The sequence below is a fragment of the Tessaracoccus zhenghani genome, from assembly GCF_054552775.1.
This window is the reverse complement of record NZ_CM137275.1, coordinates 2,975,269-3,000,445: the sequence shown is the minus strand read 5'-3', so window position 1 is coordinate 3,000,445 and position 25,177 is coordinate 2,975,269. Positions and strand designations below refer to the sequence as shown.

General features: G+C 67.2%; 30 protein-coding genes and 2 tRNA genes. 15 read left to right on the top strand and 17 right to left on the bottom strand.

The genetic code is table 11. The features are described from left to right. Positions 1 to 4: 4 nt before the first annotated feature. Positions 5 to 271, top strand: coding sequence for a hypothetical protein (locus ACX1DX_RS14070; RefSeq protein WP_459397092.1), 267 nt, complete (start codon positions 5 to 7; stop codon positions 269 to 271). 5 nt (positions 272 to 276) lie between these two features. On the opposite strand, the gene ACX1DX_RS14065 is transcribed toward ACX1DX_RS14070, so the two are convergent. Then, positions 277 to 540, bottom strand: coding sequence for a DUF2798 domain-containing protein (locus ACX1DX_RS14065; RefSeq protein WP_459397091.1), 264 nt, complete (start codon positions 538 to 540; stop codon positions 277 to 279). 355 nt (positions 541 to 895) lie between these two features. On the opposite strand from ACX1DX_RS14065, the gene heR reads away from it, so the two are divergent. Further along, a complete protein-coding gene (gene heR / locus ACX1DX_RS14060) occupies positions 896 to 1,660 on the top strand; it encodes a heliorhodopsin HeR (RefSeq protein WP_459397090.1) in 765 nt (254 codons plus the stop codon). Positions 1,661 to 1,670: 10 nt separating this feature from the next. On the opposite strand, the gene ACX1DX_RS14055 is transcribed toward heR, so the two are convergent. From ACX1DX_RS14055 to ACX1DX_RS14030, 6 genes are all read right to left on the bottom strand, one after another. Next, positions 1,671 to 1,886, bottom strand: coding sequence for a hypothetical protein (locus tag ACX1DX_RS14055; protein WP_459397089.1), 216 nt, complete (start codon positions 1,884 to 1,886; stop codon positions 1,671 to 1,673). A gap of 89 nt (positions 1,887 to 1,975) precedes the next feature. Next, positions 1,976 to 2,347 (bottom strand): hypothetical protein, encoded by a 372-nt coding sequence (locus tag ACX1DX_RS14050; RefSeq protein ID WP_459397088.1) that lies wholly within the window; start codon positions 2,345 to 2,347, stop codon positions 1,976 to 1,978. Between the two features lie 287 nt (positions 2,348 to 2,634). After that, positions 2,635 to 3,975, bottom strand: coding sequence for an ABC transporter substrate-binding protein (locus tag ACX1DX_RS14045; protein WP_459397087.1), 1,341 nt, complete (start codon positions 3,973 to 3,975; stop codon positions 2,635 to 2,637). 52 nt (positions 3,976 to 4,027) lie between these two features. Next, positions 4,028 to 4,924, bottom strand: a complete 897-nt coding sequence (locus tag ACX1DX_RS14040; RefSeq protein WP_459397086.1) for a carbohydrate ABC transporter permease — start codon at positions 4,922 to 4,924, stop codon at positions 4,028 to 4,030. Next, positions 4,921 to 5,829 carry a carbohydrate ABC transporter permease gene (locus ACX1DX_RS14035; protein ID WP_459397085.1) on the bottom strand — a complete coding sequence of 303 codons (909 nt, stop codon included), beginning with the start codon at positions 5,827 to 5,829 and terminating at the stop codon, positions 4,921 to 4,923. The genes ACX1DX_RS14040 and ACX1DX_RS14035 overlap by 4 nt, the downstream gene beginning before the upstream one ends. A 9-nt stretch (positions 5,830 to 5,838) precedes the next feature. Beyond that, positions 5,839 to 7,593 carry a glycoside hydrolase family 35 protein gene (locus ACX1DX_RS14030; protein ID WP_459397084.1) on the bottom strand — a complete coding sequence of 585 codons (1,755 nt, stop codon included), beginning with the start codon at positions 7,591 to 7,593 and terminating at the stop codon, positions 5,839 to 5,841. Between the two features lie 107 nt (positions 7,594 to 7,700). Here ACX1DX_RS14030 and ACX1DX_RS14025 point away from each other — a divergent pair, with 107 nt between their 5' ends. Together ACX1DX_RS14025 and ACX1DX_RS14020 are read left to right on the top strand one after the other, a co-directional pair. Further along, positions 7,701 to 8,711, top strand: a complete 1,011-nt coding sequence (locus ACX1DX_RS14025; RefSeq protein WP_459397083.1) for a LacI family DNA-binding transcriptional regulator — start codon at positions 7,701 to 7,703, stop codon at positions 8,709 to 8,711. A 186-nt stretch (positions 8,712 to 8,897) separates the two neighbouring features. After that, a complete protein-coding gene (locus ACX1DX_RS14020; RefSeq protein ID WP_459397082.1) occupies positions 8,898 to 9,410 on the top strand; it encodes a flavin reductase family protein in 513 nt (170 codons plus the stop codon). 62 nt (positions 9,411 to 9,472) lie between these two features. On the opposite strand, the gene ACX1DX_RS14015 is transcribed toward ACX1DX_RS14020, so the two are convergent. Beyond that, positions 9,473 to 9,551: transfer RNA gene (locus ACX1DX_RS14015), tRNA-Gln, on the bottom strand. A gap of 137 nt (positions 9,552 to 9,688) precedes the next feature. Between ACX1DX_RS14015 and ACX1DX_RS14010 the strand changes: the two genes are divergently transcribed. Both ACX1DX_RS14010 and ACX1DX_RS14005 read left to right on the top strand, forming a co-directional pair. Then, positions 9,689 to 10,252 (top strand): DNA-3-methyladenine glycosylase I, encoded by a 564-nt coding sequence (locus tag ACX1DX_RS14010; protein WP_459397081.1) that lies wholly within the window; start codon positions 9,689 to 9,691, stop codon positions 10,250 to 10,252. Between the two features lie 147 nt (positions 10,253 to 10,399). Continuing rightward, positions 10,400 to 11,086, top strand: a complete 687-nt coding sequence (locus ACX1DX_RS14005) for a TetR/AcrR family transcriptional regulator (RefSeq protein WP_459398224.1) — start codon at positions 10,400 to 10,402, stop codon at positions 11,084 to 11,086. Here ACX1DX_RS14005 and ACX1DX_RS14000 read toward each other — a convergent pair. The 5 genes from ACX1DX_RS14000 to rsmI are packed head-to-tail and all read right to left on the bottom strand — an operon-like array spanning position 11,053 to position 15,002. Continuing rightward, positions 11,053 to 11,538, bottom strand: coding sequence for a MarR family winged helix-turn-helix transcriptional regulator (locus ACX1DX_RS14000; protein WP_459397080.1), 486 nt, complete (start codon positions 11,536 to 11,538; stop codon positions 11,053 to 11,055). The genes ACX1DX_RS14005 and ACX1DX_RS14000 overlap by 34 nt on opposite strands. Further along, on the bottom strand, positions 11,535 to 12,437 hold the full coding sequence (locus ACX1DX_RS13995) for a 4-(cytidine 5'-diphospho)-2-C-methyl-D-erythritol kinase (protein WP_459397079.1): 903 nt from the start codon (positions 12,435 to 12,437) through the stop codon (positions 11,535 to 11,537). The genes ACX1DX_RS14000 and ACX1DX_RS13995 overlap by 4 nt, the downstream gene beginning before the upstream one ends. Before the next feature lie 9 nt (positions 12,438 to 12,446). Continuing rightward, positions 12,447 to 13,298 carry a 16S rRNA (adenine(1518)-N(6)/adenine(1519)-N(6))-dimethyltransferase RsmA gene (rsmA, locus tag ACX1DX_RS13990; protein ID WP_459397078.1) on the bottom strand — a complete coding sequence of 284 codons (852 nt, stop codon included), beginning with the start codon at positions 13,296 to 13,298 and terminating at the stop codon, positions 12,447 to 12,449. Beyond that, positions 13,291 to 14,157: a TatD family hydrolase gene (locus tag ACX1DX_RS13985; RefSeq protein WP_459397077.1), complete on the bottom strand. Its 867-nt coding sequence runs from the start codon at positions 14,155 to 14,157 to the stop codon at positions 13,291 to 13,293. Before ACX1DX_RS13985 ends, rsmA begins: the two co-directional genes overlap by 8 nt. After that, positions 14,157 to 15,002, bottom strand: a complete 846-nt coding sequence (gene rsmI / locus ACX1DX_RS13980) for a 16S rRNA (cytidine(1402)-2'-O)-methyltransferase (protein WP_459397076.1) — start codon at positions 15,000 to 15,002, stop codon at positions 14,157 to 14,159. The genes ACX1DX_RS13985 and rsmI overlap by 1 nt, the downstream gene beginning before the upstream one ends. A gap of 22 nt (positions 15,003 to 15,024) precedes the next feature. On the opposite strand from rsmI, the gene ACX1DX_RS13975 reads away from it, so the two are divergent. Further along, positions 15,025 to 16,581: a dolichyl-phosphate-mannose--protein mannosyltransferase gene (locus tag ACX1DX_RS13975; protein ID WP_459397075.1), complete on the top strand. Its 1,557-nt coding sequence runs from the start codon at positions 15,025 to 15,027 to the stop codon at positions 16,579 to 16,581. Between the two features lie 177 nt (positions 16,582 to 16,758). After that, positions 16,759 to 16,884, top strand: a complete 126-nt coding sequence (locus ACX1DX_RS13970; RefSeq protein ID WP_459397074.1) for a hypothetical protein — start codon at positions 16,759 to 16,761, stop codon at positions 16,882 to 16,884. A gap of 121 nt (positions 16,885 to 17,005) precedes the next feature. On the opposite strand, the gene ACX1DX_RS13965 is transcribed toward ACX1DX_RS13970, so the two are convergent. Continuing rightward, complete coding sequence (locus ACX1DX_RS13965) at positions 17,006 to 18,082, bottom strand: FAD-dependent oxidoreductase (RefSeq protein WP_459397073.1); 1,077 nt, start codon at positions 18,080 to 18,082, stop codon at positions 17,006 to 17,008. A gap of 130 nt (positions 18,083 to 18,212) precedes the next feature. On the opposite strand from ACX1DX_RS13965, the gene ACX1DX_RS13960 reads away from it, so the two are divergent. The 4 genes from ACX1DX_RS13960 to ACX1DX_RS13945 all read left to right on the top strand — a co-directional run bounded on the left by ACX1DX_RS13960 (position 18,213) and on the right by ACX1DX_RS13945 (position 20,997). Further along, complete coding sequence (locus ACX1DX_RS13960; protein ID WP_459397072.1) at positions 18,213 to 19,634, top strand: uracil-xanthine permease family protein; 1,422 nt, start codon at positions 18,213 to 18,215, stop codon at positions 19,632 to 19,634. A gap of 66 nt (positions 19,635 to 19,700) precedes the next feature. Then, a complete protein-coding gene (locus ACX1DX_RS13955; RefSeq protein ID WP_459397071.1) occupies positions 19,701 to 20,195 on the top strand; it encodes a flavin reductase family protein in 495 nt (164 codons plus the stop codon). A gap of 57 nt (positions 20,196 to 20,252) precedes the next feature. Continuing rightward, positions 20,253 to 20,483: a hypothetical protein gene (locus ACX1DX_RS13950; RefSeq protein ID WP_459397070.1), complete on the top strand. Its 231-nt coding sequence runs from the start codon at positions 20,253 to 20,255 to the stop codon at positions 20,481 to 20,483. Between the two features lie 52 nt (positions 20,484 to 20,535). Then, complete coding sequence (locus ACX1DX_RS13945) at positions 20,536 to 20,997, top strand: OsmC family protein (protein ID WP_459397069.1); 462 nt, start codon at positions 20,536 to 20,538, stop codon at positions 20,995 to 20,997. A gap of 129 nt (positions 20,998 to 21,126) precedes the next feature. Here ACX1DX_RS13945 and ACX1DX_RS13940 read toward each other — a convergent pair. The 3 genes from ACX1DX_RS13940 to ACX1DX_RS13930 form a co-directional block, all read right to left on the bottom strand. Further along, a tRNA-Ala gene (locus ACX1DX_RS13940) sits at positions 21,127 to 21,202 on the bottom strand. Positions 21,203 to 21,281: 79 nt separating this feature from the next. Continuing rightward, complete coding sequence (locus tag ACX1DX_RS13935) at positions 21,282 to 22,058, bottom strand: hypothetical protein (RefSeq protein WP_459397068.1); 777 nt, start codon at positions 22,056 to 22,058, stop codon at positions 21,282 to 21,284. Positions 22,059 to 22,296: 238 nt separating this feature from the next. Continuing rightward, positions 22,297 to 23,592 carry a molybdopterin molybdotransferase MoeA gene (locus ACX1DX_RS13930; RefSeq protein ID WP_459397067.1) on the bottom strand — a complete coding sequence of 432 codons (1,296 nt, stop codon included), beginning with the start codon at positions 23,590 to 23,592 and terminating at the stop codon, positions 22,297 to 22,299. Between the two features lie 18 nt (positions 23,593 to 23,610). On the opposite strand from ACX1DX_RS13930, the gene ACX1DX_RS13925 reads away from it, so the two are divergent. From ACX1DX_RS13925 to ACX1DX_RS13915, 3 genes are read left to right on the top strand one after another with little or no spacing between them, the layout of a single operon-like run. Next, on the top strand, positions 23,611 to 24,186 hold the full coding sequence (locus ACX1DX_RS13925; RefSeq protein WP_459397066.1) for a 5-formyltetrahydrofolate cyclo-ligase: 576 nt from the start codon (positions 23,611 to 23,613) through the stop codon (positions 24,184 to 24,186). A gap of 38 nt (positions 24,187 to 24,224) precedes the next feature. Then, a complete protein-coding gene (locus ACX1DX_RS13920; protein ID WP_076060118.1) occupies positions 24,225 to 24,485 on the top strand; it encodes an FmdB family zinc ribbon protein in 261 nt (86 codons plus the stop codon). Between the two features lie 59 nt (positions 24,486 to 24,544). Further along, positions 24,545 to 25,174 carry an SAF domain-containing protein gene (locus ACX1DX_RS13915; RefSeq protein WP_459397065.1) on the top strand — a complete coding sequence of 210 codons (630 nt, stop codon included), beginning with the start codon at positions 24,545 to 24,547 and terminating at the stop codon, positions 25,172 to 25,174. The last annotated feature ends 3 nt before the right edge of the window (positions 25,175 to 25,177 follow it).

Sequence of the window (25,177 nt, the reverse complement as noted above, 5' to 3'; positions counted from 1 at the left end):
GCGCATGAGCGCCATGGCGGAGTCCTTCAACAGGTCGAGGTTCGGCAGGTGGGTCAACAGCCCCAGCGGCCGCGCTTTCAGGGTGGTCGCCGGCGCTGCCTTCCTGGCCGCCGGCCTCGCGGGCCGCGGAAGTGCGCTCGGCCTGGCATCGATCGCCTGGAGCGCCCTCCCTCTCACCGCCGGGCTCTTGGACATCTGCTACATCAGCGCCGCCGTCGGCGGGCCCCTGCGCGGCAGCCAGTGCCGCGCAGCCTCGGCACCCCCAAGGTGAGACTCTCAGGCAGCTGATTCGGCAGACGTCGCCCCGGCAGGCGCGAGCGTCCGGCGACGGAGCACCGACCCGGCCAGGGACACGGACATCGGCCGGGCCACCATGGTGAAGAGGAAGGCGATGGGCCACGCGATCACAAAATCAGTCGGCCATGTGGCCAGCCATTCAAGCGAAGGGCCCATGAAGATGAGGCTCATGACGCCGGACATCGCGGCGGCCATTGTGAAGGTCATGAAGATCTGGGTGAGAAGTGCGTGTTTCTTGGTCATGGTGGTTCCTTGGCTGGGGCGGCGACGCACGGCTGCAGACAGCGGTTCCGCGGACTGTCACGTCGGGTGGGCGCCATGGGTTCGCGCTTGTCCGGCGCGACTGCATCTCAAGGATCCTGAGAGCTGGAATAACCACACCAGCTTGAAATCTTCTTGGCCTGCGGGAGCTTAGCGGACGTTCGCACACGTTCGTAAGCCGAACGCTGTGCGGTGCCGCCGTTCGGCCGCACTCTTCCCGGTCCACCCACCGATGTCTGTGGGTCAACGATAGCCCCCGTCACCCCCGCAAGAGCGGTGCGGATCGAGAAATTGCGTGGATCGCCCCAGCGGGAGAGGCTGCAGCTAAATTGTCAAAATGAGGTCACGCGAGATCACGACATCGGAACAGGGCAGACTCCGCACCCTGAACCTGGGGGCTGCGGGGCTCCATCTGGCTCAGGCGATAGCGGTGCTGATTCTGGCCACGGACTTCGCGCTGCCGATCACGGCCTCCTACCTGGCGGGGCCGCCCGGAACGCCGCCCGGCCCCGCGACGGTGCTGGCGGATCTACCCACGGGCCTCGCAGTCGCCGGCTTCCTGTTCCTCTCGTTCCTGGCGCATCTCATCGTCGGCACCGTGTGGTTCCGACGCTATGTCAGGGATCTGTCCCGCCAGATCAATCGCGCCCGCTGGGTGGAGTATTCCTTCTCGTCCACCCTCATGATCGTGGTCATCTCACAGTTGGTGGGGATCACTGATGTCTCCGCACTCATCGGGATCGCCGGGGCGAACGTGTCAATGATCTTGTTCGGATGGCTGCAGGAAAAGTACGAAGTTGCGGGCACCGGGGGCTTCCTGCCCTTCATCTTCGGCTGCCTAGCCGGGATAGTCCCCTGGCTGGCGATCCTGTTCTACACCATCGCCCCGGGGTCCGACGCCGAGCCGCCCGGCTTCGTCTACGCCATCGTCGTGTCGCTCTTCCTGTTCTTCAACGTGTTCGGCCTCAACCAGTGGCTGCAGTACCGCGCCAAGGGTCGATGGGCCGACTACCTGTTCGGGGAGCGCAGCTACATCATCCTCAGCCTGGTGGCGAAGTCGCTGCTTGCCTGGCAGGTCTTCGGCGGCACTCTCGCGGGGTAAGCCGAACCTTTCACGGGGAGCGCTGTGCCACGAGGCGGCCACCGAGTGCCTCGTCAGCAGTCCCGCCTTCTGCCCACGAGTGGCTGGGTAGCTGCCCGTGCCCCGTCGTGATCCCGCTGTGAGGCGGGGTGTACTGCGCGCCGTCGGGCGTCACCAATGCGGTCAACGCGTCGGAGAGCAGTGCCGTGACCCAGTCGACAGCCGATCGGACGGTGACCCAGTTCACCGCTGGGTCGAGATTTGGGGTTGGTGCGCCCGGTCTGATCGCTCCCCCCGAGCTGGATTTGAGGCCACCGCTGGTGAAGCCCGACTCAGTCATGAAATAGGGGGATTGCTGAACGCCTCCCAGACGGTGACCTTGTTCTTGATCTCGTCGATCCAGGCGCGTTGGCTGGCGTCGGCGCCGAAGTTGTAGTCACTCTCCCTGCCACCGGTCCAGGCAGCGAGGTAGCGCTCCCTGTCGGCGTGATTCCAGGTGATGGCACCGTGCTCGTCACTGAGCGGGGCGGCCGGGTTCCAGTAGCCCTCGACCGCTCCCCCGATGCGTAGGTAGTCCGGCACGTCGCTCGCGTTGCCGCCGCGGACGTTGCATCTGGCGATGTTCAGCCTCAGCCCATCTTCGCCGAAGACTTTGTCGATCAGGTCGCTGCGGAGCTCCTCAGGATACTGGCCCGTGGCATTAGCCATCCAGATCAGGCTCGTGCCCCACCCTTCAAAGGGTGCGGACGCGTGCCGGGGATTGGGTGAATCGTGAGGTCTGGGTTCAGCTGCCCTAGCGGTGTTCGGTTGACTCCTTTGTCCAGTGTCCGTTGACCGGCTTCGGCGATGATTCTGGCCCTGCGGGAGACGTCGGGACTGGCCTGGCTGTCGTTGTTCCAGCCCCCCGATGTGTTGTTGCCGGGGTCAGAGGGGTCGTGGGAGCAGTGCGGTTGTGTGCCCCGCTGCACGCAGGGGGCACACAACCGCATCGCTGGCTACTTCTGGAACCCGTTGTCCTTGGCGTAGGACTCGAGGTCTGTCTGCCAAGCGGCATAGGCCTCGGTGAGAGTGCCGGACCCGGTGTAGGCACCGGTCACCTTGTCACCGAAGATCGAGTTGGCGTACACCTGGAAAGGCAGGTAGCTCCAACCGGGGAGCACGTCCTCGGCAGCCTGCGCAAGAACCTCGTTGTACGCCTGTCCACCGAAGTACTCGTCCGTGTGGCCGAGGAACTCCGGATCCTCCAGCTCGGCCTTCGTGGACGGGAAGTTGCCTCCCGCGACACGGATGGCGACGCCGTCTCCGCTGCTGTTGAACTCGAGGAACCGGTAGGCGGCCTCCTTGTTCTGGCTGGACTCCAGGATCGCCATGGAGGAACCGCCGTTCTCGGCATTGGCCGGAGTACCCGCCTCAGGGACAGGGGCCGCTGCAACGCGGAAGTCGCCCGACGCGTCGGGCGCAGATCCCACGAGGTTCGCCGGCATCCAGGCACCGGTGATGAGGCTGGCCAAGGTGCCGTCGCCGAGTCCCTTGAACCAGTCGTCGGACCAACCGCTGACTGTGGTGTTGATGAGGTCTTCATCGATCATCCGCTGCCAGAACTCCGCGAACTGCACCACCCCTTCGTCGCCGAGGTTGATGGTGACCTGGTCACCCTCGATGCCGAAGGGCTTGGCGCCTGTCATCCACATCATGGAGGTGGCGAAGCCGGCATCCCCGTTGTCCGAGGTGATGTAGTAGTTGTCTCCGAGCGCGCGGATCTTCTTCGCGGCCTCGTAGTACTCCTCCCAGGTCTCCGGAGGCGTCGTGACGCCAGCCTTGGTGAAGACGGCCTCATTGTAGAAGAGGGCCATCGGTCCGGAGTCCACCGGAAGTCCGTAGATCTTGCCGCTGTCGGCCAGGGTCACGGCATTCCACGTACCCGTGGTGAAGCGGTCCTTGAGGTCAGCAGCCCCCAGGCTGGTCAGATCTGCGAGTCGTCCCGGGATCGCGTACTGGCCCACGGCGTAGTACTCGATCTGGGCAACATCCGGTGCACCCGACCCAGCGGCGATGGCATTGTCGAGCTTGGTGTAGGTGTCACCCGCACCACCGACGTTCTCGAGGTTGACGTCGATGTCCGGGTTCGCCTTCTCGAAGGCTTCCACGACCGGTTCGAGGGTCGGTTCCCAGCCCCAGACGGTGAGCTCGATCTGCTCCCCACCCGCGGGAGTTCCGGCCACCGAGCCGGAGGCCTCCGGGGATGTTGAGGGGTTGTCACCTCCCCCTGCACATGCAGTCAGGCTGGCGGCGAGGGTGGACGCCAACGCTAGGCCGACGATCTTGGGTAGTTTCATGATGCTTCCTTTCAACTGTGAAAAGTTCACTGGGTGGTTGTGTGGTTACTGCTCATTCCTTGACGCCCCCGGCCGCGAGTCCGGACTGCCAATAGCGCTGCAGGAACAGGAAGGCGATGATGAGCGGGATGATGGTCAGCAGGGAACCGGTGACGATCACGTTCTGCAGTGGCGTGACACCCCCGGCTGCGGAATAGGTCTGCAACTTGATGTCGTTGAGTCCGGTGGTGAGGGGCTTCCAGGACTCGGAGGTGAGCATGATGAGCGGAAGGAAGTAGTTGTTCCAGGTCGCAACGATCGCGAAGAGCGCCACCGTGACGATGCCCGGAGCAAGGAGCGGCAGCGAAATCCGGAAAAAGGTGCTGAGCTCACCCGAACCGTCCACTCTGGCGGCCTCGAGCAACTCGTCGGGAATGGCCTCCGACGCGAACACCCACATGAGGTAGAAGCCGAAGGGTGTGATGAGGCTCGGGATGATGACCGCCCACGGCGTATTGACGATACCGATGCGGCTGAACATGAGGAACAACGGGACGGTGAGCGCAGTGGCGGGCACCGCGATCGCTCCCATGACCAGCGCGATCACGCCTCGGCGCCCCGGGAACCTGAACTTGGCCAGGCCATAGCCACCCAATACCGCCAGCAGCGTCGCTCCCCCGGCTCCCACCACCACGTACATGATCGTGTTGAGGAACCACCGCGCGAAGATTCCATTGCGGTAGGCGAAGGTCTGCTTGATGTTGTCCAACAGGGCGAACGAGTCGCCGAAGGCGAACCCGAACGTCGCCACGTAATCCTGCTGGGTCTTGGTGGCGCTGATGAACAGCCACACCAAGGGAAGCAGGGCATAGAGCGCGAACAGGCTCGTCGCGACCGTCAGCGCCACCGACTTGCGTGGTCGGCTGGCTGAGTATCCGCTGGTTTTTCGAGGCGCGCGAAGCGTGGTCATTTCACTCCTCCCCTGGCTCCCCACAGCTGCACGACGTAGGCGACCAGGACGGTAATAGCCCCCATAACGATGGCGAGGGTGGCGGAATAGTTCGGGTTGTTGGCTTCGAACGCCAGATGGAAGGCATAGAAGTTGGGGGTGAAGTACGTGGTGATGGTGTTGCCCGCCATCTGCTGGAGCACGTTCGGCTCGTTGAACAGTTGGAACGTGCCGATGATGGAGAAAATCACGGCGATCATCAACGAACCACGTATCGCTGGGAGTTTGATTGCGCGGATGACGGCGAACTCTCCAGCTCCATCGATCCTGGCGGCCTCGTAGAGGGAGTGGGGAATGGTCTTGAGTGCCGAGTAGAAGATCAGCATGTTGTAGCCGATGAACTCCCAGGTCACGATGTTGCCGATCCCAGCCCAGATCAACGACGGGCCGAAGAAATCGATGGACGTGCCGAACGCCGCGTTGACCTCCGACATGACGCCGTAGCGCGTGCCGTACATGAATCCCCACATGAGAGTGGCGACCACCGCGGGGATGGCATACGGGAGGAAGACCGACATGCGGAAGAACGAAGCACCCCAAAGCCGTCCGGAGTCCAACGCGAGCGCCAGGAACAAAGAGATGAGCAGCATGATGGGGACCTGGATCAACAGGAAGAGAGCGACTCCCACCACGCCGGACCAGAAGTTCGGATCTCCGAACAACTTGGCGTAGTTGGCGAGCGCAACGAACTTCTCCCCCTGCGACACTCCCCACACCATCTCGGGTTGCAGGAAGGACAGGTAGATCGCGTAGACCAGCGGCGCAACGAAGACGATCATGAAGAAGAACAGGAACGGACCGACGAACATCCAGCCCTTCCAGTTCTTCCTGGGCTTCCTCATCTTCAACTCACGGACCTCAACCATGCTGACTCCTTATGCCTCTGTGTGCCCAAGGCGCGGTCCGTCGACGAACTCCGCCACTGGTCGGTCCGCGCCGTTGAGCTCCCAAACGACGATCGTGTTGTCTCCGGACGTCACGACCGGGCCGGGGACGTACATCGTCGACGTAGGGCCTGCAGACCAGTAGCGCCCCAGGAGGAGGTCGTTGACCCACACCAGACCGGTCCCGAACTGTGAAGTGTCCAAGAACAGATCGGAGCCAGCCGGCGCAGTGAAACTACCGGTCATCAGGGTGAGCCCACGAACGGGCGACTCTTCGGGCAGGGGGCGCGCCGTCTGCGACAAGGCCTGTAGGCGCAGCCGCTCGTGGTCCAGGACCTCGACCTTCCAACCGGTGACCGTCCGCACCTGAGTGACGGCAGGCCCGATGAGCCCCTTGGCCTCGCCGATGCACGACCCATAATTGACGCGCCCCAAGTCTTCGACGATCAGTTGCAGCGTGCCTGCTTCCCCGTCGGGGAGTACGACTGCTCGCTCGTGCTGGCTTCGCTGCAGCGTGGCTATCCTTCGACCGTTGAACAGGCAGATGACCCGGTCTCGCACTTCCCGAAACACCACGACGCCGTCATCGGGTTGGATCTCGGCGGTGTAAACACTGAATCTCGCGTCCGGTGCAACTTCGTCCATGTCCGGTACGTCGTGGAATTCCACGGGACCGGTCAGCACTTCCTCCATCGAGACCGCGACCTGCTGCAGGGGAACGGAGAAGGACGGTGCTGGCTCGAATCCGGACGGAGTCTCGTCGGGAACAGTTGTGTACCGGCTCAGCACCTCGCGGAGCTCGAAGTACTTGGGGCTGGGAGTGCCGTCCTCGCGAAGCGGCGCGTCGTAGTCGTACGACGTTGCGATGGGGACATAGACACCCTTGTCATTGGCACCATTGGTCAGGGCGAAGTTCGTGCCACCGTGCAGCATGTAGAGGTTGACGGAGCCGCCGGCTGCGAGGAGCTGGTCCAACTCGGCGGCGCTGTCAGCGGCAACCGTCGTGTGGTGGTGGCCGCCCCAGCTGTCGAACCACCCATTCCAGAATTCGGCGCACATCAACGGCCCCGTGGGCTGGTGCCTCCGTAGGATTTCGAGGCGTTCCTTCGAACGTGAACCGAAGGTCCCAGTGCGGAGGAGTTCGGGCAGGCCACCCCGGGAGAGCATCTCGTCATTGGCCTGGTCGCAGGTGAACAGCGGCACGTCGATCCCCTGTGCACGGATGAGTCCGACGAGGCTACGCAGGTAGTCCTTGTCGTCGCCGAAGGCACCGTACTCGTTCTCGACCTGCACCATCAGCACGTTGCCGCCGCGGGTCACCTGCCTGTCGGCAACGAGTGGCAGCGCCTGGGCGTAGAACGCTGCGGTCGCCTCCATGTACTGGGGGTCGGAGGTACGCACCCTGATCCCCTTCTTCGCCGTGAGCCAAGTGGGCAACCCGGCGTTGCGCCACTCGGCGCAGATGTAGGGACCCGGCCGCACGATGACGTTGAGCCCGTGCTCCGCAACGAGATCGAGGAAGCCTCCCAGGTCTCGCCATCCATCGAGCCGGAACTCTCCCTCCCGTTCCGAGTGGAAGTTCCAGGGGACATAGGTGTCGATGGTGTTGAGGCCGAGCTGGCGCGCCTTGATGATGCGGTCCGCCCAATGGTCGGGATGGACACGGAAGTAGTGCAACGAGCCGGATAGAACTCGAAAGGGTTGCCCGTCCAAGCGGAAGCCGTCGTCGGCCACCTCGAATGCCACAGCTGCCTCCAGCAAATGTTTGCGCAACCATTGCGCTGCTCAAGAGTATGCACGACAGGAAATGATTGCGCAATTATTGCTGGGGCAACCTGTGGTTGACTGGCCCCATGTCGAAGAATGCGGTCTCCATGGCAGACGTGGCTCGGTACGCCGGCGTCTCTCCTCAAACGGTTTCTCGCGTCGCCAACGGTCACCCGAGCGTCGTGGACGAGACACGGAGGAAGGTGCTCGCAGCCATGTCCGACCTCAAGTACCGTCCCAACTCGGCAGCCCGAGCGCTGAAGCGGGGCTCCTTCAAGTCATTGGGGGTGGTGCTGTCAGGTCTCGCGACCACCGGCAACCACAGGACGTTGGAGGGAATCGTCTCGGCAGCCAACGAGCGCGGCTACTCGATGATGCTCATGACCGTGGACGCTCCGAGCGACGCGAGTTTGGGGAACGTCTTCCACCGCATGTCCGTGGCTCCCGTGGACGGCGCTATCCTCTTGCTCGAGATCGAGACCGCCGAGGAACTTCACCTGACGGAACTCCCGTACGAGCGGCTCGTCATCGTCGATTCCAACGCCGCCTACCGATTCCCGGTGGTGGACTCCGACCAGGCCGATGGGACCAGGGCGGTCATGGAACATCTTCTGGGCCTCGGACACATCACGGTGCACCACGTGGCTGGACCGGAGGACTCCTTCTCCGCCGCCGGCCGTACAGACGCCTGGAGGGAGTACTTGCGGTCGCACGGCAGGCCCGTGCCCGAACCGATTCGCGGAGATTGGTCGGCCGAATCCGGTTACCGGGCCGGTGTCCACATCGCTGACGAGGGGGTGGCGACGGCCGTGTTCGTGGCCAACGATGAGATGGCCTTGGGCCTCATGCGCGCACTCGGCGAACGGGGAATCAGGATTCCGCACGATGTTTCCGTGGTGGGGTTCGATGACATCGCTCTCGCCGCCAACTTCCCTGTCCCCCTGACGACGGTTCACCAGAACTTCGATGAAGTGGGGCGAAGGAGCGTGGAGATGCTCATCCGGCGCATCGAGGGAGAGAGGATCCCCCCTGGGGTCGATCTTGTCCCGGCCCGTCTCGTGGTGCGCGCTTCGACGGCCCCTCCGCCAACTCTCTAGCACTGGTGCGGGCGGCTCCTCCGCACGCGCCCGAAAGCTCCCGGTCGAGTCCCATGGCGTGGTGTTTTTCTAGGCGGCAAGGGGTAGGTGGCTTGGCGTCTTGTAGGCGGGCTCGGGATCTGGCGAGGCCGCGCTGGCGTGCCCGGCATCAGCGGCCGGCCCCGCCCCATGGGGAACACTGGAACCATGTCGATCCACAGTGACCATCCGTTCCTGCCACCGCGAGACCGGCGCGACCCGGTTCGCAGGCTCCGCGGCCTGATGCCCTCCCCGGTCACGATCTGGACCAGCGCCGAAGGCACCACCCGCGACGGATGGACCATCTCGTCGGTACTGGTGGCCGACGGGGAGCCCGCTGAACTGGTGGCGCTCGTGGACGAGGACAGCGACTGGTGGGATCTGTTCCGAAGGACTGAGCTGGCCACTGTCAACGTGCTGCGCCAGGGGCAGGGCTGGCTCTCCGACGTGTTCGCCCGGGTGGCACCGTCACCTGGCGGGCCCTTCCGCACCGGAGAGTGGAGCGACGACGCCCACGGCCCCCGCCTGGTCCACGCTGCGGCCTGGGCCGGCGTGCGACTCGTCGACGCGGATCCGGGGCATGCCGGGTGGGGGCTGCTCGTGCGGGCTGTGGTGGAATCCCTCGAGCTGCCTGAGTCCGAGTTGGAGGCCCTCGAGCATCGCCGGGGCCGCTACCTGTGAGAACGCTCGGACCCGCCTCGTCGGAGCCAGCGGGGATTTTGCCTTGTCAAGCTCCTTTGCGGCTCCCCGGGCAGGAGTCGAACCTGCTTCGCTAATCCTGATTCAAAGTCAGGCGGGCCCTACCGAAAGACCAACCGGGGATCAACCTCGTCTGAGGCTCCCGAGAGTCTATCAAGGCGACAGCCCCGTTATCCACAGGAGCCAGAGCCATCGAAAATCGGCTGGCGCACCGGCCACAGTGGAGGGGAGACTTGTTCCTGCCACGAAGGAGAATCCAGATGGACAAGGTGCGTTGCTTCGGCGCCGATGACCCGTTGTATCAGGCCTACCACGACGACGAGTGGGGCCACCCTCTCGAACATTCCGACGACGAACGCGAGCTGCTCGAACGGGTCTGCCTCGAAGGCTTCCAGGCCGGCCTGAGCTGGCTGACGGTCCTGCGCAAGCGGGACACCTTCCGTGAGGCGTTCGCGGGCTTCGATCCCGCCGTCGTCGCTGAATTCACCGAGGACGACGTGGAGGAGCTCATGGCCAACCCGGGCATCATCCGTAACCGTCTGAAGATCCTCGCCACCATCGGCAACGCCCGGGCGCTCAACAAGATGCACGAGGACGGCGAACGCCTGGCGGACCTGATCGCGGAGTACGCGCCGGAGCCGCGGGAGCGGGCACCCCTGACGGGGTTCGACGTGCCGGCCAGCACCGACGAGTCGGTGGCGCTGAGCAAGGAATTGCGCCGGCGCGGATTCCGCTTCGTCGGCCCCACCACGATGTACGCACTCATGCAGGCGATCGGGCACGTGGATGACCACATCAAGGGGTGCTGGCTCGCCCGGGCGTGATCGATCCAGCGACTCCGGCGCCCGCTCGGACGCAGCGCGTTGTCGCCCGCAGATATCTGATGGTTGGCGCCCGTCTGAGCGATGGGCCAGACTGGAGGGGTGACCACTCCCGCTGCGCCCAACCGTGCCCGCCGCTCGCGGACGCGCATGACGGCGGTCCAACGCAGGGAGCAGTTGATCGAGATCTCCCGCGAACTGTTCGCCGAACGCGGCTACGAGGGAACCGCGGTCGAGGAGATCGCGGCCAGGGCCGGTGTGTCCAAGCCGGTGGTCTATGAACACTTCGGCGGCAAGGAAGGCGCCTACGCCGTCGTCGTGGACCGCGAGACCCAGACGCTCCACAACGCCATCCGCAACGCCCTCACCACCCCCCGCGCAAGGTCACGCGAGTTGCTCGAGCGAGGCGCGATGGCACTGCTGGACTACATCGAGAACCGGCCCGACGGTTTCCGCATCCTGTCGCGCGACCCGTCGTCGGTCCACACCGCCGGCCAGACCGGCGGCTCGTTCGCGTCGATCCTCAGCGACATCGCGGTGCAGGTGGAAGACATCCTCGCGTCGGAGTTCAGCCGCACCGGCCACGACCCCCAGTTCGCCGGCCTCTACGCACAGGCCCTCGTCGGGCTGGTGGCGCAGACGGGTCAACAGTGGCTGGACAGCCGTGAGCCGTCCCGCGAGATCGTGGCCCGGCATCTGATCAACCTGGCCTGGAACGGGATGGCGCACCTCAAACCGGACCCGAAGCTGATCATGGAGACCATCGACAAGCGACGCGACAAGATTGCAGTGGAGGACGGGCCTCAGGAAGAACCCAGGAGCAGGCGCCGCAAGTAGTTGGCCAGCCGGTCCTGGTCGGCCTGGTTCCACTGCTCCAGCAGGTCCACCTCGAGTTCGATCAGCGTGGCCATCGCCGCGTCCACCAGCGTCAGCCCGTACTCCGTCAGCGACACCAGCACGCCCCGGCCGTCGTGGGGATCAGGCTCGCGGGTCACCGCTCCCCTACTCACCAGCCGGTCCACGCGGTTGGTCATCGTGCCCGACGTGACGTGGGTCTCCTTGAGGAGTTGCCCCGGCGTCATCTGGTAGGGGCTGCCGGCGCGGCGGAGCGCCGCGAGCACGTCGAACTCCCAGCCCTCGATCTCGTGGCGGGCGAACGCCGCCTTGCGCTGGACCGCCAAGGTGCCGGCGAGGCGGTCGATCCGCGACCACACCTGCAGCGGAGCGAGTTGCAGATCCGGGCGCACCCGTTCCCAGGCGGCGACGACGCCGTCGACCTCGTCACTCACGGCATCACCTGCGCTCCGGAGACCGGGCCGTAGGCACGCCGGACGGCACGGACGCCGCTGAACACGGCCAACGCCTCGGCGATCTCGTGGCTGTGGGCCTCCGACCCCGCCAGGAAGGCGCACGTGGGGCCCGAACCGCTGACGATCGCGCCGAGCGCGCCCGCGTCGCGGCCCAACCGCAGCGTGTGGGCGAGGGTGGGCTGCAGCGCGATGGCAGCTTCCTCCAGGTCATTGGACAGCGCGGCCCCCACAGCGGGGAGGTCACCGGCGCGGAGCGCCTCCACCAGGTCGTGCGGGACGTCTGTTGCGTTCGGCGTGCTGACACGGTCGAACTCCCTGAACACGGCGGGGGTCGACAGGCCGGTGTGCGACAGCGCGAACGTCCAGTGGTAGGTGCCCTCGGTCATCAGGGGGGCCAGCTGTTCCCCGCGGCCGGTGCCGATCGCGGTGCCGCCAAGCAGCAGGAACGGCACGTCGGAACCCAGTTCCGCGGCCAGCGCGTGGAGCTCCTCTCGGGAGAGCCCCAACTCCCACAACGCGGAACACGCCACGAGCACAGCGGCGGCGTCGGCTGAACCGCCGGCCATGCCCCCCGCGACAGGGATCCGCTTGCGGATGATCAACGAGACGCCCAGGTCGTCGCGCCCGACGTGCCGGGCCAGCAGCTGCGCGGCCCGGATGGCGAGGTTCGTGTCGTCCACGGGCAGGAATGCGGCGCCTTCGCCGTGGAACGCGAGGCTGAACTGACCGGCTCCGGCTTCTTCAGCGGCGACCTCGTCGCCCAGCGACACGGCCTGAAAAACGGTTGCCAACCGGTGATAGCCCTGGGCGTCGGTCCCACCGACCCTCAGAGCGAGATTCACCTTCGCAGGCACGCGCACCCGCACCGTGTTACTCACGGCATGAACCTACCCCAGAAGTCGCTCGGCGATGCGCGCAAATGCCTCGATGTCAAGCATTTCCCCGCGCAGCTGCGGGTCGAGCCCGGCGGCCTCGATCGCGGCGGACGCCGCCGACGAGGAGCCGGCCATCCCGGAGAGCGCGGCCCGCAACATCTTGCGACGCTGGGCGAACGCCGCGTCGACCACCTCGAACACCTGCGCGCGGGTCGACGTCGTCTCCGGTGCGGGGCGGCGCCTGATCCGCACCAGCCCCGAGTCGACATTGGGCACCGGCCAGAAGACCTTCGGCGGCACCGTGCCCACCCGCGCGGTCTCGGCGTACCAGGCGGCCTTGGCGCTGGGCACGCCGTACACCTTGGAGCCGGGTGGCGCCACCAGCCGGTCCGCCACCTCCAACTGCACCATGACCAGGCCACGCGTCCAGTCCGGGAACAACTCGAACATCCGCAGCAACACGGGCACCGACACGTTGTAGGGCAGGTTCGCCACCAGCGCGGTGGGCGCCAGCGGCAACTGCTCCACCTGGAGGGCGTCGGCCTCGACGACATGCAGCCGCCCCGCCGCGTCACCGCCCATCCGCTCGCGAACGGTCTGCTCCAGCCGCCGCGCAAGCCGCTGCTCGATCTCCACGGCCACGACGGTGGCGCCGCGCTCCAGGAGGCCCAACGTCAGCGAACCCAGGCCGGGCCCGATCTCGAGCACCACGTCGTCGGCCTGCACCTCGGCGATGTCGACGATGCGGCGCACCGTGTTGGGGTCGATCACGAAGTTCTGGCCGCGCTGCTTGGTGGGGCGCAGGTCCAGTTCCGCGGCGATCTTGCGGACCGACGACGGGTCCAGCAGTCCGGTCTCAGGCATCTCCCCACCTCCCGCCGTATGCGGCGAACGTGTTGGCGGTCAACTGGTCACAGAACTCCGCGAGGTCCACCTCGAGCAGCTCGGCCAGGAACCGGACGGTGTGCGGCAGCAGGTAGGGCGCGTTGGCCTTGCCACGCTGCGGCTTGGGTGTGAGGTAGGGGGCGTCGGTCTCCACCAGGATCCGGTCAGCCGGCGTGGCGAGCGCGGCTTCGCGCAGCGACTCCGCCGAGCCGAACGTGACCACACCGGGGAACGACAGCCAGGCGCCCCTCTCTAGGCACCGGGCAGCGAAATCTGCGTCGCCGGAGAAGCAGTGCATCACGAACCGCTCCGGCGCGCCCTCGTCGTCCAGCACCCGCAGGATGTCGTCGTGGGCGTCACGGTCGTGGATCATCAGCGTCTTGCCCAGGTGCCTTGCCCACTGGATGTGGCGCCGAAACGCGACTTCCTGCACCCGGCGACCCTCAGCCTCCCGCGTGCGGAAGTAGTCCAGCCCCGTCTCCCCCACGGCCACGACACCCGGATGCGCACACAACTCCTCGATGACCGCCAGGTCTCCGTCCAGCCGCGACTCCCCGTGCTTCAGGAACGTACGGGCAGCGTCGTTGGGGTGCAGCGCCACCGCGGCGCGCACCTGTGGGTCTGCCTCCATCAGGGCGACGGCGGCCCGGGCACTCGGCACGTCGCAGCCGACCTCGATCACCCTCGTCACCCCGACCCCGGCGGCCAGACGAAGGTTGTCCGCAACCTTCAGGCCCGAGTACTCCTCCGTCGAGGTGAGGTGCGTGTGGTTGTCGATCACCGCGTGCGGCAACGACTCCGGCAGCGGGGGCAGCCCCAGTTCGTCGATGACGCTCATCACTTCTCCTTGTCGGCCAGCGCGGCCGCGTACAAAGCCTTCCGGCTGGTGCCGGTGATCTTGGCGACATCGGCCACCGCCGCAGACAGTTTCGCACCACCGGCCATGGCCTGCCGAACCAGCGCCAGCGCATCGTCGGCCGAGGTCTCCTGCGGCTCGGCGCCACCGATGACGACGGTGACCTCACCGCGCACCTCGCCGGCGGCCCATTGCGCCAGCTCCGAGAGCGGCCCCCTGATGATCTCCTCGTACGGCTTGGTGAGTTCGCGGCAGATCGCACCGCGCCGCCCCTCGCCCAACTCAGTGGCGGCGTCGGTCAGGAACTCCTGGAGCCGGTGCGGGGCCTCGAAGAAGACCATCGTCCGTTCCTCCGTGGCGAGGGCGGCCAACCGCCGCCGGCGCTCACCCGCCTTGCGTGGTAGGAACCCCTCGAAACAGAACCGGTCCACCTTCAGCCCGGAGACCGCCAGCGCGGTCAGCACCGCCGACGGACCGGGCACTGCCGTCACGCGCAGGCCCTCGTCGATGCAGGCGGTCACGACGCGGTACCCCGGGTCGCTCACCGAGGGCATGCCCGCGTCGGTCACGAGCACCACGCGCTGCCCGGAGCCCACCGCCTCCACCAGTTCGCGCGTGCGGCTGGCCTCGTTGCCCTCGAAGTAGCTCACCACCCGCGCCTTCGGCGTGATGCCGAGGCGCCTGGCCAACGTCAGGAAACGGCGGGTGTCCTCCGCGGCGATGAGATCTGCCGAGGTCAGAGCGTCGCGCAACTTCTGACTGGCGTCGTCGGACGAACCGATCGGTGTGGCTGCCAGGATCAGTGTTCCATCGCTCGGGTCATGCATGGGTAGAGCCTATGATGCCTGTGTGCAAACGACCTTGACGGCGCTCGACGACGGCAAACTCCGTGACCGGACCGTCGGCTGGATCGTGACGATCTCCATCACCCTCATGGCCTTCGCGCTGCGGTTCTACAACATCGGCTTCCCCCACAAGGTGCTGTTCGACGAGACCTACTACGCCAAGGACGGCTGGGCCATCATGCAGTCCGGCTACGAGCGCAACTGGGCCGACGGCGCCAACGACCTCCTCCTCAAGGGCGACCTCAGCGGCATGGAGGACACGGCCGCGTTCGTCGTCCACCCTCCGCTGGGCAAGATCCTGATCGGCCTCGGCGAGACCATGTTCGGGATGAACCCGTTCGGCTGGCGGTTCATGGCGCTCATCTTCGGCACGCTGCTGGTGTTCCTCACCATCCGGCTCGCCCGCCGGGTGTCGCGCTCCACGCTCATCGGCGCGGTCGCCGGCCTGCTGCTGACGTTCGACGGCCTCGCCTTTGTGATGAGCCGGCTGGCGCTGCTGGATATCTTCCAGGCCACCCTCGCCGTCGCGGCCATCGCCGCCCTGGTGGCGGACCGCGACTGGTTCCGGCACCGCCTCGCGCACCACCTGAGGAAGAACAACCTCGACGACCTGGGCGGCCAGTTCGGTCCGCTCATGCTCCTTCGCCCCTGGCGCATCGCCGCGGGCGTCCTGTTCGGCCTCTCCTGCGCGGTGAAGTGGAACTCCATCTACGTGCTCGCCGTCTTCGGGATCGTGACCGTGGTCTGGGATCTCGGGGCCAGGCAGCTGGCCGGTGCCCGTCACCGGAAGTGGCTCTCACTCGTGATCGACGCCCCCGCCGCGTTCGTCCAACTGGTCGTCGTGGCGGTGCCCGTGTACATCGCGACCTGGTGGGGCTGGCTCAGCACCTCTGGGGGCTACAGCCGTGACTGGGGAGAGGGCAATCCGGACCACCCCCTCGTGAAGTTCTTCGGCAAGGCCCTCGGCTCGCTCATGTGGTACCACCACCAGGCCTACGAGTTCCACACCAGCGACAAGATGATGACGGAGACGACGCACACGTACCAGTCGCATCCGGCCAGCTGGATCCTCATGCTGCGCCCCATCGGCATCGAGGCCGAGAACGACATCCAGCCCGGCACCCAGGGCTGCGAGGCGGTGGGCGACACGTGCATGCGGATCATCTCCGGCATGGGCACCCCGGTCCTGTGGTGGGCCGCGGCCCTCGCACTGCTGGCGGGTCTCTACTGGTGGATCATCAAGCGCGACTGGCGCTTCGCGGTGCCGGTGCTCGCGCTGGGCGCGGCCTGGCTGCCCTGGTTCCAGTACGCGGACCGGCCCATCTTCTTCTTCTACGCGATCATGATGATCCCGTTCAGCTCCATCGCCCTGGCGATGGCGATCGGCAAGATCCTCGGGCCACCGGAGCATCCGAAGAGGCGGGTGCGGGCCATCGTCGCGGGGCTGATCGTCGCGCTGGTAATCGTCAACTTCGCCTACCTCTATCCGGTGCTCACTGCCGAACTGGTCAGCAGGAGCAGTTGGTGGGCGCGGATGTGGCTGGGCAACACCTGGGTCTGACCGACCGGTCACAAGCCCCGCACCAGCCTGAGCACTGACCGATCTTGTTCCCGTCGCACGGGACCCCGATGAATATTCGCGCCGCGGCCGTGGGCTCGACCACGAACGGGCTGTGTTCACCTCGGCCGGGCGCCAGTGGAAGACCGAGTGCGACACCGCGGCCACCGGCCGCGGGGCGTGCCGGTCTTACACCTGGACGACGGTCTACGCGTCCGCGGCGAAGCCCGCTGGGGCTACACCTTCAGCCAGCAGAACCAGTGGGTGTTCAAGAACATCGTGCTGTTCAACACCAACGCCGGCTGAGCCGGACCCGGCGACGACGTCGCGGCGGTGCGAAACCCCCGGGGTGTTCAAGCGGAAGCTTGGAAGCCCAGGGGTTTCGGTCGTTCACGGCCCGGTGTGCCGGTTGACGGCAGGGCAGGGGTCAGAGGCTGCGCAGCATCCGCCACCCGAGGGCGCGGATCTTGCTGATGGGTGGCAGCGCGTTGTCGCTGCGCTGGTGCCCGGCCAGCAACCTGGCCAGGTAGTGGCCGCTCGCCGTCCCGTTCATCAGTTCGCCGCGACCGTTGCCGCGCGCATAGAACCCGCCCGGGATGGCGGAGGCGCCGACGACGGGGCGACCGTGGTCGCTGGGGTCGATCGCCAAGCGGCTGTGCTCGATCTCAGTGGCGTCGAGGTGTTCGACGGCCCACGCCCCGAGCGCCTCCGCGGCGTGCTCCACCCCGCCGAGGGCTGTCTTCTGGCCCAGCAGCAGCGCGGTGTCGCCAGTGGGGCGCACCATCCACACCTCGGGGCGGGCGTACAGCGACACCTCGGTGAGCGGCGCGGCCGGGCGGCACCGCACGACGGGCACCCACTCGGCGGGGCCGATCCGCGCCACCCTGCCCCACGGGCTGACGCCGAGGGTGTCGATCACGGCCATGCCGGTCACGTGCCCCACGTCGTGCAGCCACGCCATGTTGTTGCGGAAGTAGATCCGCGTGGCGCCCTCGCGCCGCGTCAGGTGCGTCACGGTGACGCCGTGGACGACGTTGGCGCCCGCCCGCACGGCTGCCGCGCGCAGTTCGGCGGCGTAGGCGACGGGGTCGACGACCAACGCCTGCGTCATGAGGCTGATCGAGTCCGGCGCGACCAGCACGTCGGCCTCGCCGCCCTCCCCGCGGTACAGCTCTGCGAGCTGCAGCGTCTCCGCCTCGTCTCCGCCGGGCAGCGACCGGTCGCGGAGCATCATGGGTTGCGCGTCCGGGTAGACCTCCCTGATCTGCGCGAGGCCTGCGATGTTGCGGCGGGTGTGTTCGCGTGCGGCCGCCAGTCCGTAGAAGTGGGCCATGGTGGCGACGGTGGAGGCGTGGCCGATGGCGGCGACACCGTGGCCGGTGGCTGCGCTGACCCCCTCGTCGTTCGGGTCGAGCACCACCACGCCGAAGCCCTCGGACGCGAGTAGCCGTGCGACGGTGAGACCTGCCACCGTCGCGCCGAGGACCACCACGTCATGCGCCATGACCCCACAGTATCCATCGCCGCGCGCGGCACCGGGACGCACACGCAACATGGCCGCCCATTAGGACACCCGGAGATGCCACCCGAGGGGCGCTCCGAGTAACATCACGCCGACGAAAGGAAGCGACCGCATGTGGAAGCTGCACAATAACGGAGTCCTCCTCCCCGACGCGGTGGTCAAGCCCACCGAACGCCTGGGCTGGGGACGCACCATCGGGCTGGGCGCCCAGCACGTCGTGGCCATGTTCGGCGCCACCTTCGTATTCCCCCTGTTGATGGGCCTCAACCCGCAGCTCGCGGTGATGATGTCGGGCATCGCCACCCTGCTGTTCCTGTTCGTGGTCAAGCACCGCGTGCCGAGCTACCTCGGCTCGTCGGCCTCCTTCGTCGGGGTCGCCACGGCCATCTACGCGGCGGGCGGCAACCCCGCGACGCTGACCGGCGCGCTGTTCGTCGTCGGCCTCCTGCTGTTCATGGCTGGCCTCATCATCCACTTCGCCGGCGCCCGCGTGATCCACAAGGCGCTGCCGCCCGTGGTGACCGGCGCCGTCGTCATGCTGATCGGCTTCAACCTCGCACCGGTGGTCGCCGGCGTGTACTGGCCCGTCGACCCCTGGCTGGCCTTCGTGGTCATGCTCATCGTCGTGGGGCTGTCCATCGGCCTGCGCGGCTTCTGGGGCCGCATCGCCATCTTCCTGTCGCTGGTCATCGGCTATGTGGTCAGCTGGCTGGCCGACCTCGCGTTCGGTCCGCTGCAGAAGGAGGGCGCCGACGGCACGGTCACCGAACAGCTCCGCGTCGACTGGAGCGCCGTCAAGGAGGCCGACTGGTTCGGTCTGCCCCCGGTGACGGACCTGGCCAACTGGGAGTTCGGCTCCACCGCCAACGTGGTGGGCCTGCACCTGCCGCAGTTCTCGCTGGGCGCGATCATCATCGCCATCCCCGTCGTCATCGCCCTGATCGCGGAGAACACCGGCCACGTGAAGGCCGTCGCGGAGATGACCAAGGAGGATCTCGATCCGCTCATGGGCCGCGCCATCGCGGCGGACGGCGCCGCGTCGATGCTCGCCACCGCCGTGGGCGCCGGCCCCACCACCACCTACGCGGAGAACATCGGCGTGATGGCCGCCTCGCGCGTCTATTCGACGGCGGCCTACGTGGTCGCCGCCATCGTGGCCATCCTGTTCGGCTTCTCCCCCATCTTCGGCGCCGTGATCTCCGCCACCCCGTCCGCCGTCCTCGGCGGCATCACCGTCGTGCTGTACGGCATGATCGGCCTGCTCGGCGCGAAGATCTGGAAAGAGAACAACGTCGACTTCGGCAACCCCCTCAACCTGATCCCCGCCGCGGCCGGCATCATCATCGGCGTGGGCGACGTGAAGGTGCCCCTCGGTGGCGACTTCGAGCTGGGCGGCATCGCGCTGGGCACCATCGTGACCATCGGCATCTACCATCTGGCCCGCGCCATCGCGCCGCGCAAGATGCGCGACGAGGCCGACGGCGCCACGCTGCAGTACGACACCCCCGGGATGTACACCGCTGACGAGCACTGAGCACTCCTGAGGCGTCCCCGGGTCGAGGCAACGGTCAGTCGGCGCGGAGCGACTACCGTGGTGCGCGTGAGAGAACTTGAGGTGAGCTTCCGCGAGGCCATGGCTCGCGTTCCGGCCCCGGTGACCGTCATCACCACCACCGTCGACGGCACCCCCACCGGCACCACGGTCTCGGCGTTCGCCTCCCTCTCCGTGGATCCCCCCATGGTCTTCTTCGCCCTGGACAACCGGGGCGGGATGATCGAACGCATCCGCGCCGCCGGCCGGGTGGGCGTGAACGTGCTGGCCGGGGACCAGGCCGACGTGGGTCTGCGCTTCGCGCGCAGGGAGCCCACCGAACGGTTCACCGATCTCGAGTGGCGCGAGGACCACGGCCTCCCCTGCATCGACGGGGCGGTGTCGTGGCTGCGGTGTGACCACCTGCAGTTCGTGCCGGGCGGTGACCACACCGTCGTGCTGGCGTCCGTGACTCACGCCGAGACGTTCGGTGATTCGAGTCTCGGCTACCACCTGCGCGAGTTCAAGGACGTGCGGCCGCGGCAGGCCGGCGGGTCGCACTGATCCCCGCCGGAAGGCATGCTCCTCCGGTGGGGCTACGACCGGCTGATGATGGGCGGCTTGGCCCTGTTCGTGTCGTCCTTCGCGGCGCTGACGGTGCAGCATGCAGTGGTGGTGGTGTTCGCCATCGCGCTGCTCGGGTGCGGATGCCGTTTGATGATCGTGGCCAGCGTCACGCTCCGGCAGCTCGAACTGCTCTCAACCTGCAGGGCCGCAGCGCGGCGGCGATGGTGGGCTTCATCCCCTTGCCGCAGCAGGCCAGGTTGTCGCGGCGGGCTGTGCCTGGACTGAAACCACATCCAGGCCCATCGGGTGGGACATCGTCCCGTGGCAGACTGACGCCATGACCGACGATCCTGAGCGTCCCGAGGCCGACATCGGTGGGACACCGCCCCGAAGGCTGACCGCAGAGAGGGTGGAGCGGGCCGTGTACGTGGCTCGCAACGACCGCGGCGCCGAGGTGCGCATCGGCGGACCGGACGCAGAGGCGGCCTTCACTCCCGGCGAGTTGCTGCAGATCGCGTCCGCCTCCTGCGCCGCGCTGTCCGCAGACCACGTCCTCTCCAGCAAGCTGGGGCTGGATTTCGACGCGACGTTCTCCGTCGAAGGTGACGGGGTGCGAGGCGAGAACCGCTACTCCGCGATCCGCAGCACAGTTGTGGTGGACATGTCGGAGATCGACACCGAGAAGCAGACGGCGCTGGTGGAGCGTGCGGTGAAGGCAGTCGACCGACTGTGCTCCGTCGGCCGCACGATCAAGCAGAGCGCCACGGCGGAAGTCGAACTACTCGCCGACCAGGGTTGAGTCTCCAGAAATAGGAGGGAGATTTCTACCACATCGGCGCTACAGAGGGCGATGTGGCAGATAGCTCCCTGCGAATTTCGAGCATCGTCCCGGAGAAGCAGAATGCCCCGCCGGAGCGGGGCATTTGTCTGGTGGAGCTAGGGGGATTCGAACCCCCGGCCTTCTCATTGCGAACGAGACGCGCTACCAACTGCGCCATAGCCCCAGAGCATCGACAACTCTAGCACCGCGTGAGGAATCGCTCCAAGTTGGGGTACCTGAGGCGATCTCGCCCGTGACCAGCGTCACTCGCCGACCGCGCGGGGGCGGAACTCGGCGATGTTCGCCGCGCCGCCCGACGCCGTGATCGTCGCCTCGCCCTCTTCGACCGGGGCAGCGGGGTTGTCCGCCGTCGGCACCAGGGGCGAGGTGGCCGCAACGGGCGCGGACAGGTCGATGGTTCGCACGGTGCGCGGCAGCAGCGGCTGCGACACGTAGGTGGCCGGCGTCACGGGAATGGGATCCCACAACGCACCCATCGTGGTGGGCATGGTGAGCTCGATGGAGATCTCGGTGCTCTCCGATTCCGGCTGGCCGATGTCGATGGTGGTGGTGTCCTCGTGCTCGTCGAAGCCGCCGTTGACGGCCGCTGCCCGACGGTCGAGGCTGCGGTGCATCGCGACGACGGTGAGCCGGGCCACGCACAGGAACGCGACCAACAGTCCCCCGGGCACTGAGAGCGTCCACCACGCGACGATGTTCGACGCGGCCAGCACTGTGAGGATGACCAGTGCGCCGAGGAGCACGACGACGACGGTGAGGCGTCGCCGGGCGGCCTGGCGCGCGATGAGGCGGAGTTCGTTCAACTCGGCCCGCCGGGTGAAGGGGGTGGACACCGAGGCGAGGTTCTCGTCCTCGACGAAATCCTCCACGTCCCGGCGCAGGATACGCATGGAGTCTGCGAATCGCTCAGTGGGGTCGCCCTCGAGCTCGAGGTCAGAGGGCCGCTGCGCGCTCACCCAGGGAAGAGCGAACGCAAGGCCGGCGCAGACGACAACAGCGATGATGATCCCGGCGAGCATGCCCATACGTTAACAACATCCGCGTAATTCGACCGCTCGGCCGCGGCGCGTCGCGATATTGATTCTAACGAGATTGCGCGGATCCAGCGTGCTCGTCAGGAACGGGCAGTTCGCCCGCGAGTCCGGTTGGGCGTTCAACAACCTGACGGACCTGGCGTACATCACGCGCCAGGCGTGGAAGGGTGTCTCTTCATGTTCGCGCCTGTACGCGGCGCAGGCTGCAGACGACCGCCGGGGCTCAGTCCTCTTCGTCGAACAACCACACCTTGACGGCCTGGCCGGCCTTCACCGACTCGAGCGACTCGTCGAGCAGGATCAGGGCGTTCGACTCCGTCAGCTCCCCCAGTGCGTGGGGCAGCGAGACCTGTTCGACGTAGCGGATGCTGCCGTCGAGCTGCACCCGGCCCCGCAGGAGGTGCATGGTGCCGTGCATGGACCGCAGCATGGTGCGGGTGATGGCGCGGAAGGCCCGGTGTTCGGTGCGCGCGCCCATCAGGCGGCGGATCAGCGGCCGCGCGAAGACGTGGAACGACACATAGGCGCTCACCGGGTTGCCAGGCAGCATCAGCATGGGCACCCGCTCGTTGTCCTCGCCGATCAGGCCGAACGTCTGGGTGCGGCCCGGCGACATGGCCACGTCGACGGAATCCACCAGGCCGAGATCGTTCATGACATCGACGACGGCCTCGTAGTCCTCGCGGCGCCCACCGGTCGTCGAGATGACCAGATCTGCCCGGATGAGCTGGTCCGTGATGGCGTTGCGGAGCGCTTCGGGGTCATTGGAGTGCACGGCCACGCGGAACACCGTGGCTCCGGCGGCGCGGGCCGCGGCGGAGATCATGTAGGAGTTGGCGTCCGTCGCGTCACCGTGCGACATGGTGGCGCCTGGGTCCACGAGATGCTCGCCAGAGCTGACGACCACGACGCGCGGCCGGGGCCGCACCATCACCTTGTCGATGCCGGCCCCCGCCAGGAGGCCCATGGCGCGGTCGTCGAGGACCTCGCCCTCGCTGAGGAGGCGGGTGCCGACGCTCAGATGCTCGCCGGCGGCGCGTACGTACTCACCCTCCGTGACCTTCTCGATGAGGTGCGCACGGTTGCCCTCCAGCGTGGCGAAGGTCGCGGGCAGCACAGCGTTGGCGCCGCGCGGCAGCACGTCACCGGCGGCCACCACAACAGCCGCGCCCTCGGGCAACCGCTCGACGGTGGCCTCGGCGATCTGCAGGGGCTCGGCCAGGTGTCCCTGGTCGTCGACGAGGTCCGCCGCGCGCACCGCGTACCCGGCCACCTTGGCGGTGGAGTTGGGCGGCACGTTGATCATCGAGTCGATGTCCTCGCACATCACCTGGTCCCAGGCTTCCAGCAACGGGGTACCGAACGGCTCGAGCGGCTCCACGAGGCCGAGCAGATAGGCGGTGTGGTCTGCGACGCTGCGCAGCCCTGAGGCGTTCAGGGCAGGGGCCTCCGGGAGCCGCGGCTCTTCGGGGATCTCCTCGACGACGGGGTCCTCTTTCTTGCGTCCAAACCAGGCCATGGCCCTTACGATATGCCAATGCCCGAACAGCTCCGGAAGGACGCGCTGCGCCAGGACGTGTCGGCCGCCCGGAGGGCTGTCCCGGAGGCGGGCTGGCGCCGCGCGGACGCGGAGCTGGCCCGGCACGTGCTCGCCGCCGTCGACGAGTTGCCGGTGGGGACGGCGGCTGTCTACGTGTCGCGGCCCGGTGAACCTGGCACACGAGCGATCATCGACGGGCTGCTGGCGCTGGGCTGGAGCGTGCTGGTGCCGCGGCTCACCCACTCACCCGACTGGGCGGTCTTCCCCGGCTGGGACGCGCTGGTTCCCGGCTGGGGAGCCATCCCGCACCCGCCAGGCCCGGGGCTGGGCGCGGAGGCCATCGCTGCGGCTGACCTCGTGCTCCTCCCCTGCCTCGCCGTCGGGCGCGACGGATCGCGGCTCGGGACGGGCGGGGGCTGGTACGACCGGGCGCTGAGCCGACGACGCCCGAACGTCCTGCTGGTGGCGCTCGCGAGGTCCGAGGAGGTCGTCGACAGCGTGCCGATGCTTCCCCATGACGTGCCCATGGATGGCTACGCCACCGAGCTCGGTTGGGTCATCGTTGACCGCTGAACTATCATGGCGGGCGGTTGTCTCTACGGAGGAAGTCAATGCCCACCTATCAGTACCGCTGCACCCACTGTGGCACCGACCTCGAGGTCGTGCAGAAGTTCACCGACGACGCGCTCACCGTCTGCCCTGAGTGCGAAGGCAGCCTGCGCAAGGTGTTCAGCGCCGTCGGCGTCGTGTTCAAGGGCTCCGGCTTCTACAAGACGGACAACCGCAGCTCCTCGAAGCCTGCCGCCAAGGCAGCGGAGCCCGCGAAGACCGAGGCCAAGCCGGCCGCCAAGGTCGAGGCCAAGTCCGCCTGACGCGCACTCAGACCTGTGGATAACGGTGGATCGATGGTCCAACCGGCCACAGTGGAGGCATGAAGCGCCTCCTCGATCTCATCGCCCAACGGGTGTCCTGGCACCGCCGCGCGGTGGGCGCAGTGCTCGCCGCGGCGGCCGTCCTGATGTTGGGCAATTCCCTCGCCCCCGCGGACGGGCCCACTGAGCCCGCCGTCGTGATCTCGGCGGATCTGCCGGCGGGCCACGTGCTGACGGCCTCGGACCTGGGCCTCACCCATCTGCCACCGCAGTCCGTGCCCGACGGCGCCCTCACTGAAGCCGACGCCCTGGTGGGTCGCAGCACCGCAGTCTCCCTGGGCGGGGGCACCGTCCTCCAACCCGGCATGCTGGCCGCCAGCCGCAGCACAGAACCCGGCCGGTCGCTGGTCCCCATCGTCCTGCGCGACGACAACCTCCGCTCGCTGCTGAACCCCGGCGACCGGATCTCCCTGATCGCCACGGGCTATGACGAGGTGGAGATCCTCACCACCGACGCACGCGTGGCTGTGCTGGCCACCGCGCCCTCCGGAGGCTCACCGTTGGCCACTGCAACAGGCACTTCCGGGCCGATGATCCTCGTGGACGTACCCACGTCCGAGGCCCCCATGGTGGCCGCGCTGGGGCAGGACGGCGGCCTGCGCATCGTGCTGGGTGGCGCCTCCGGGTGACGC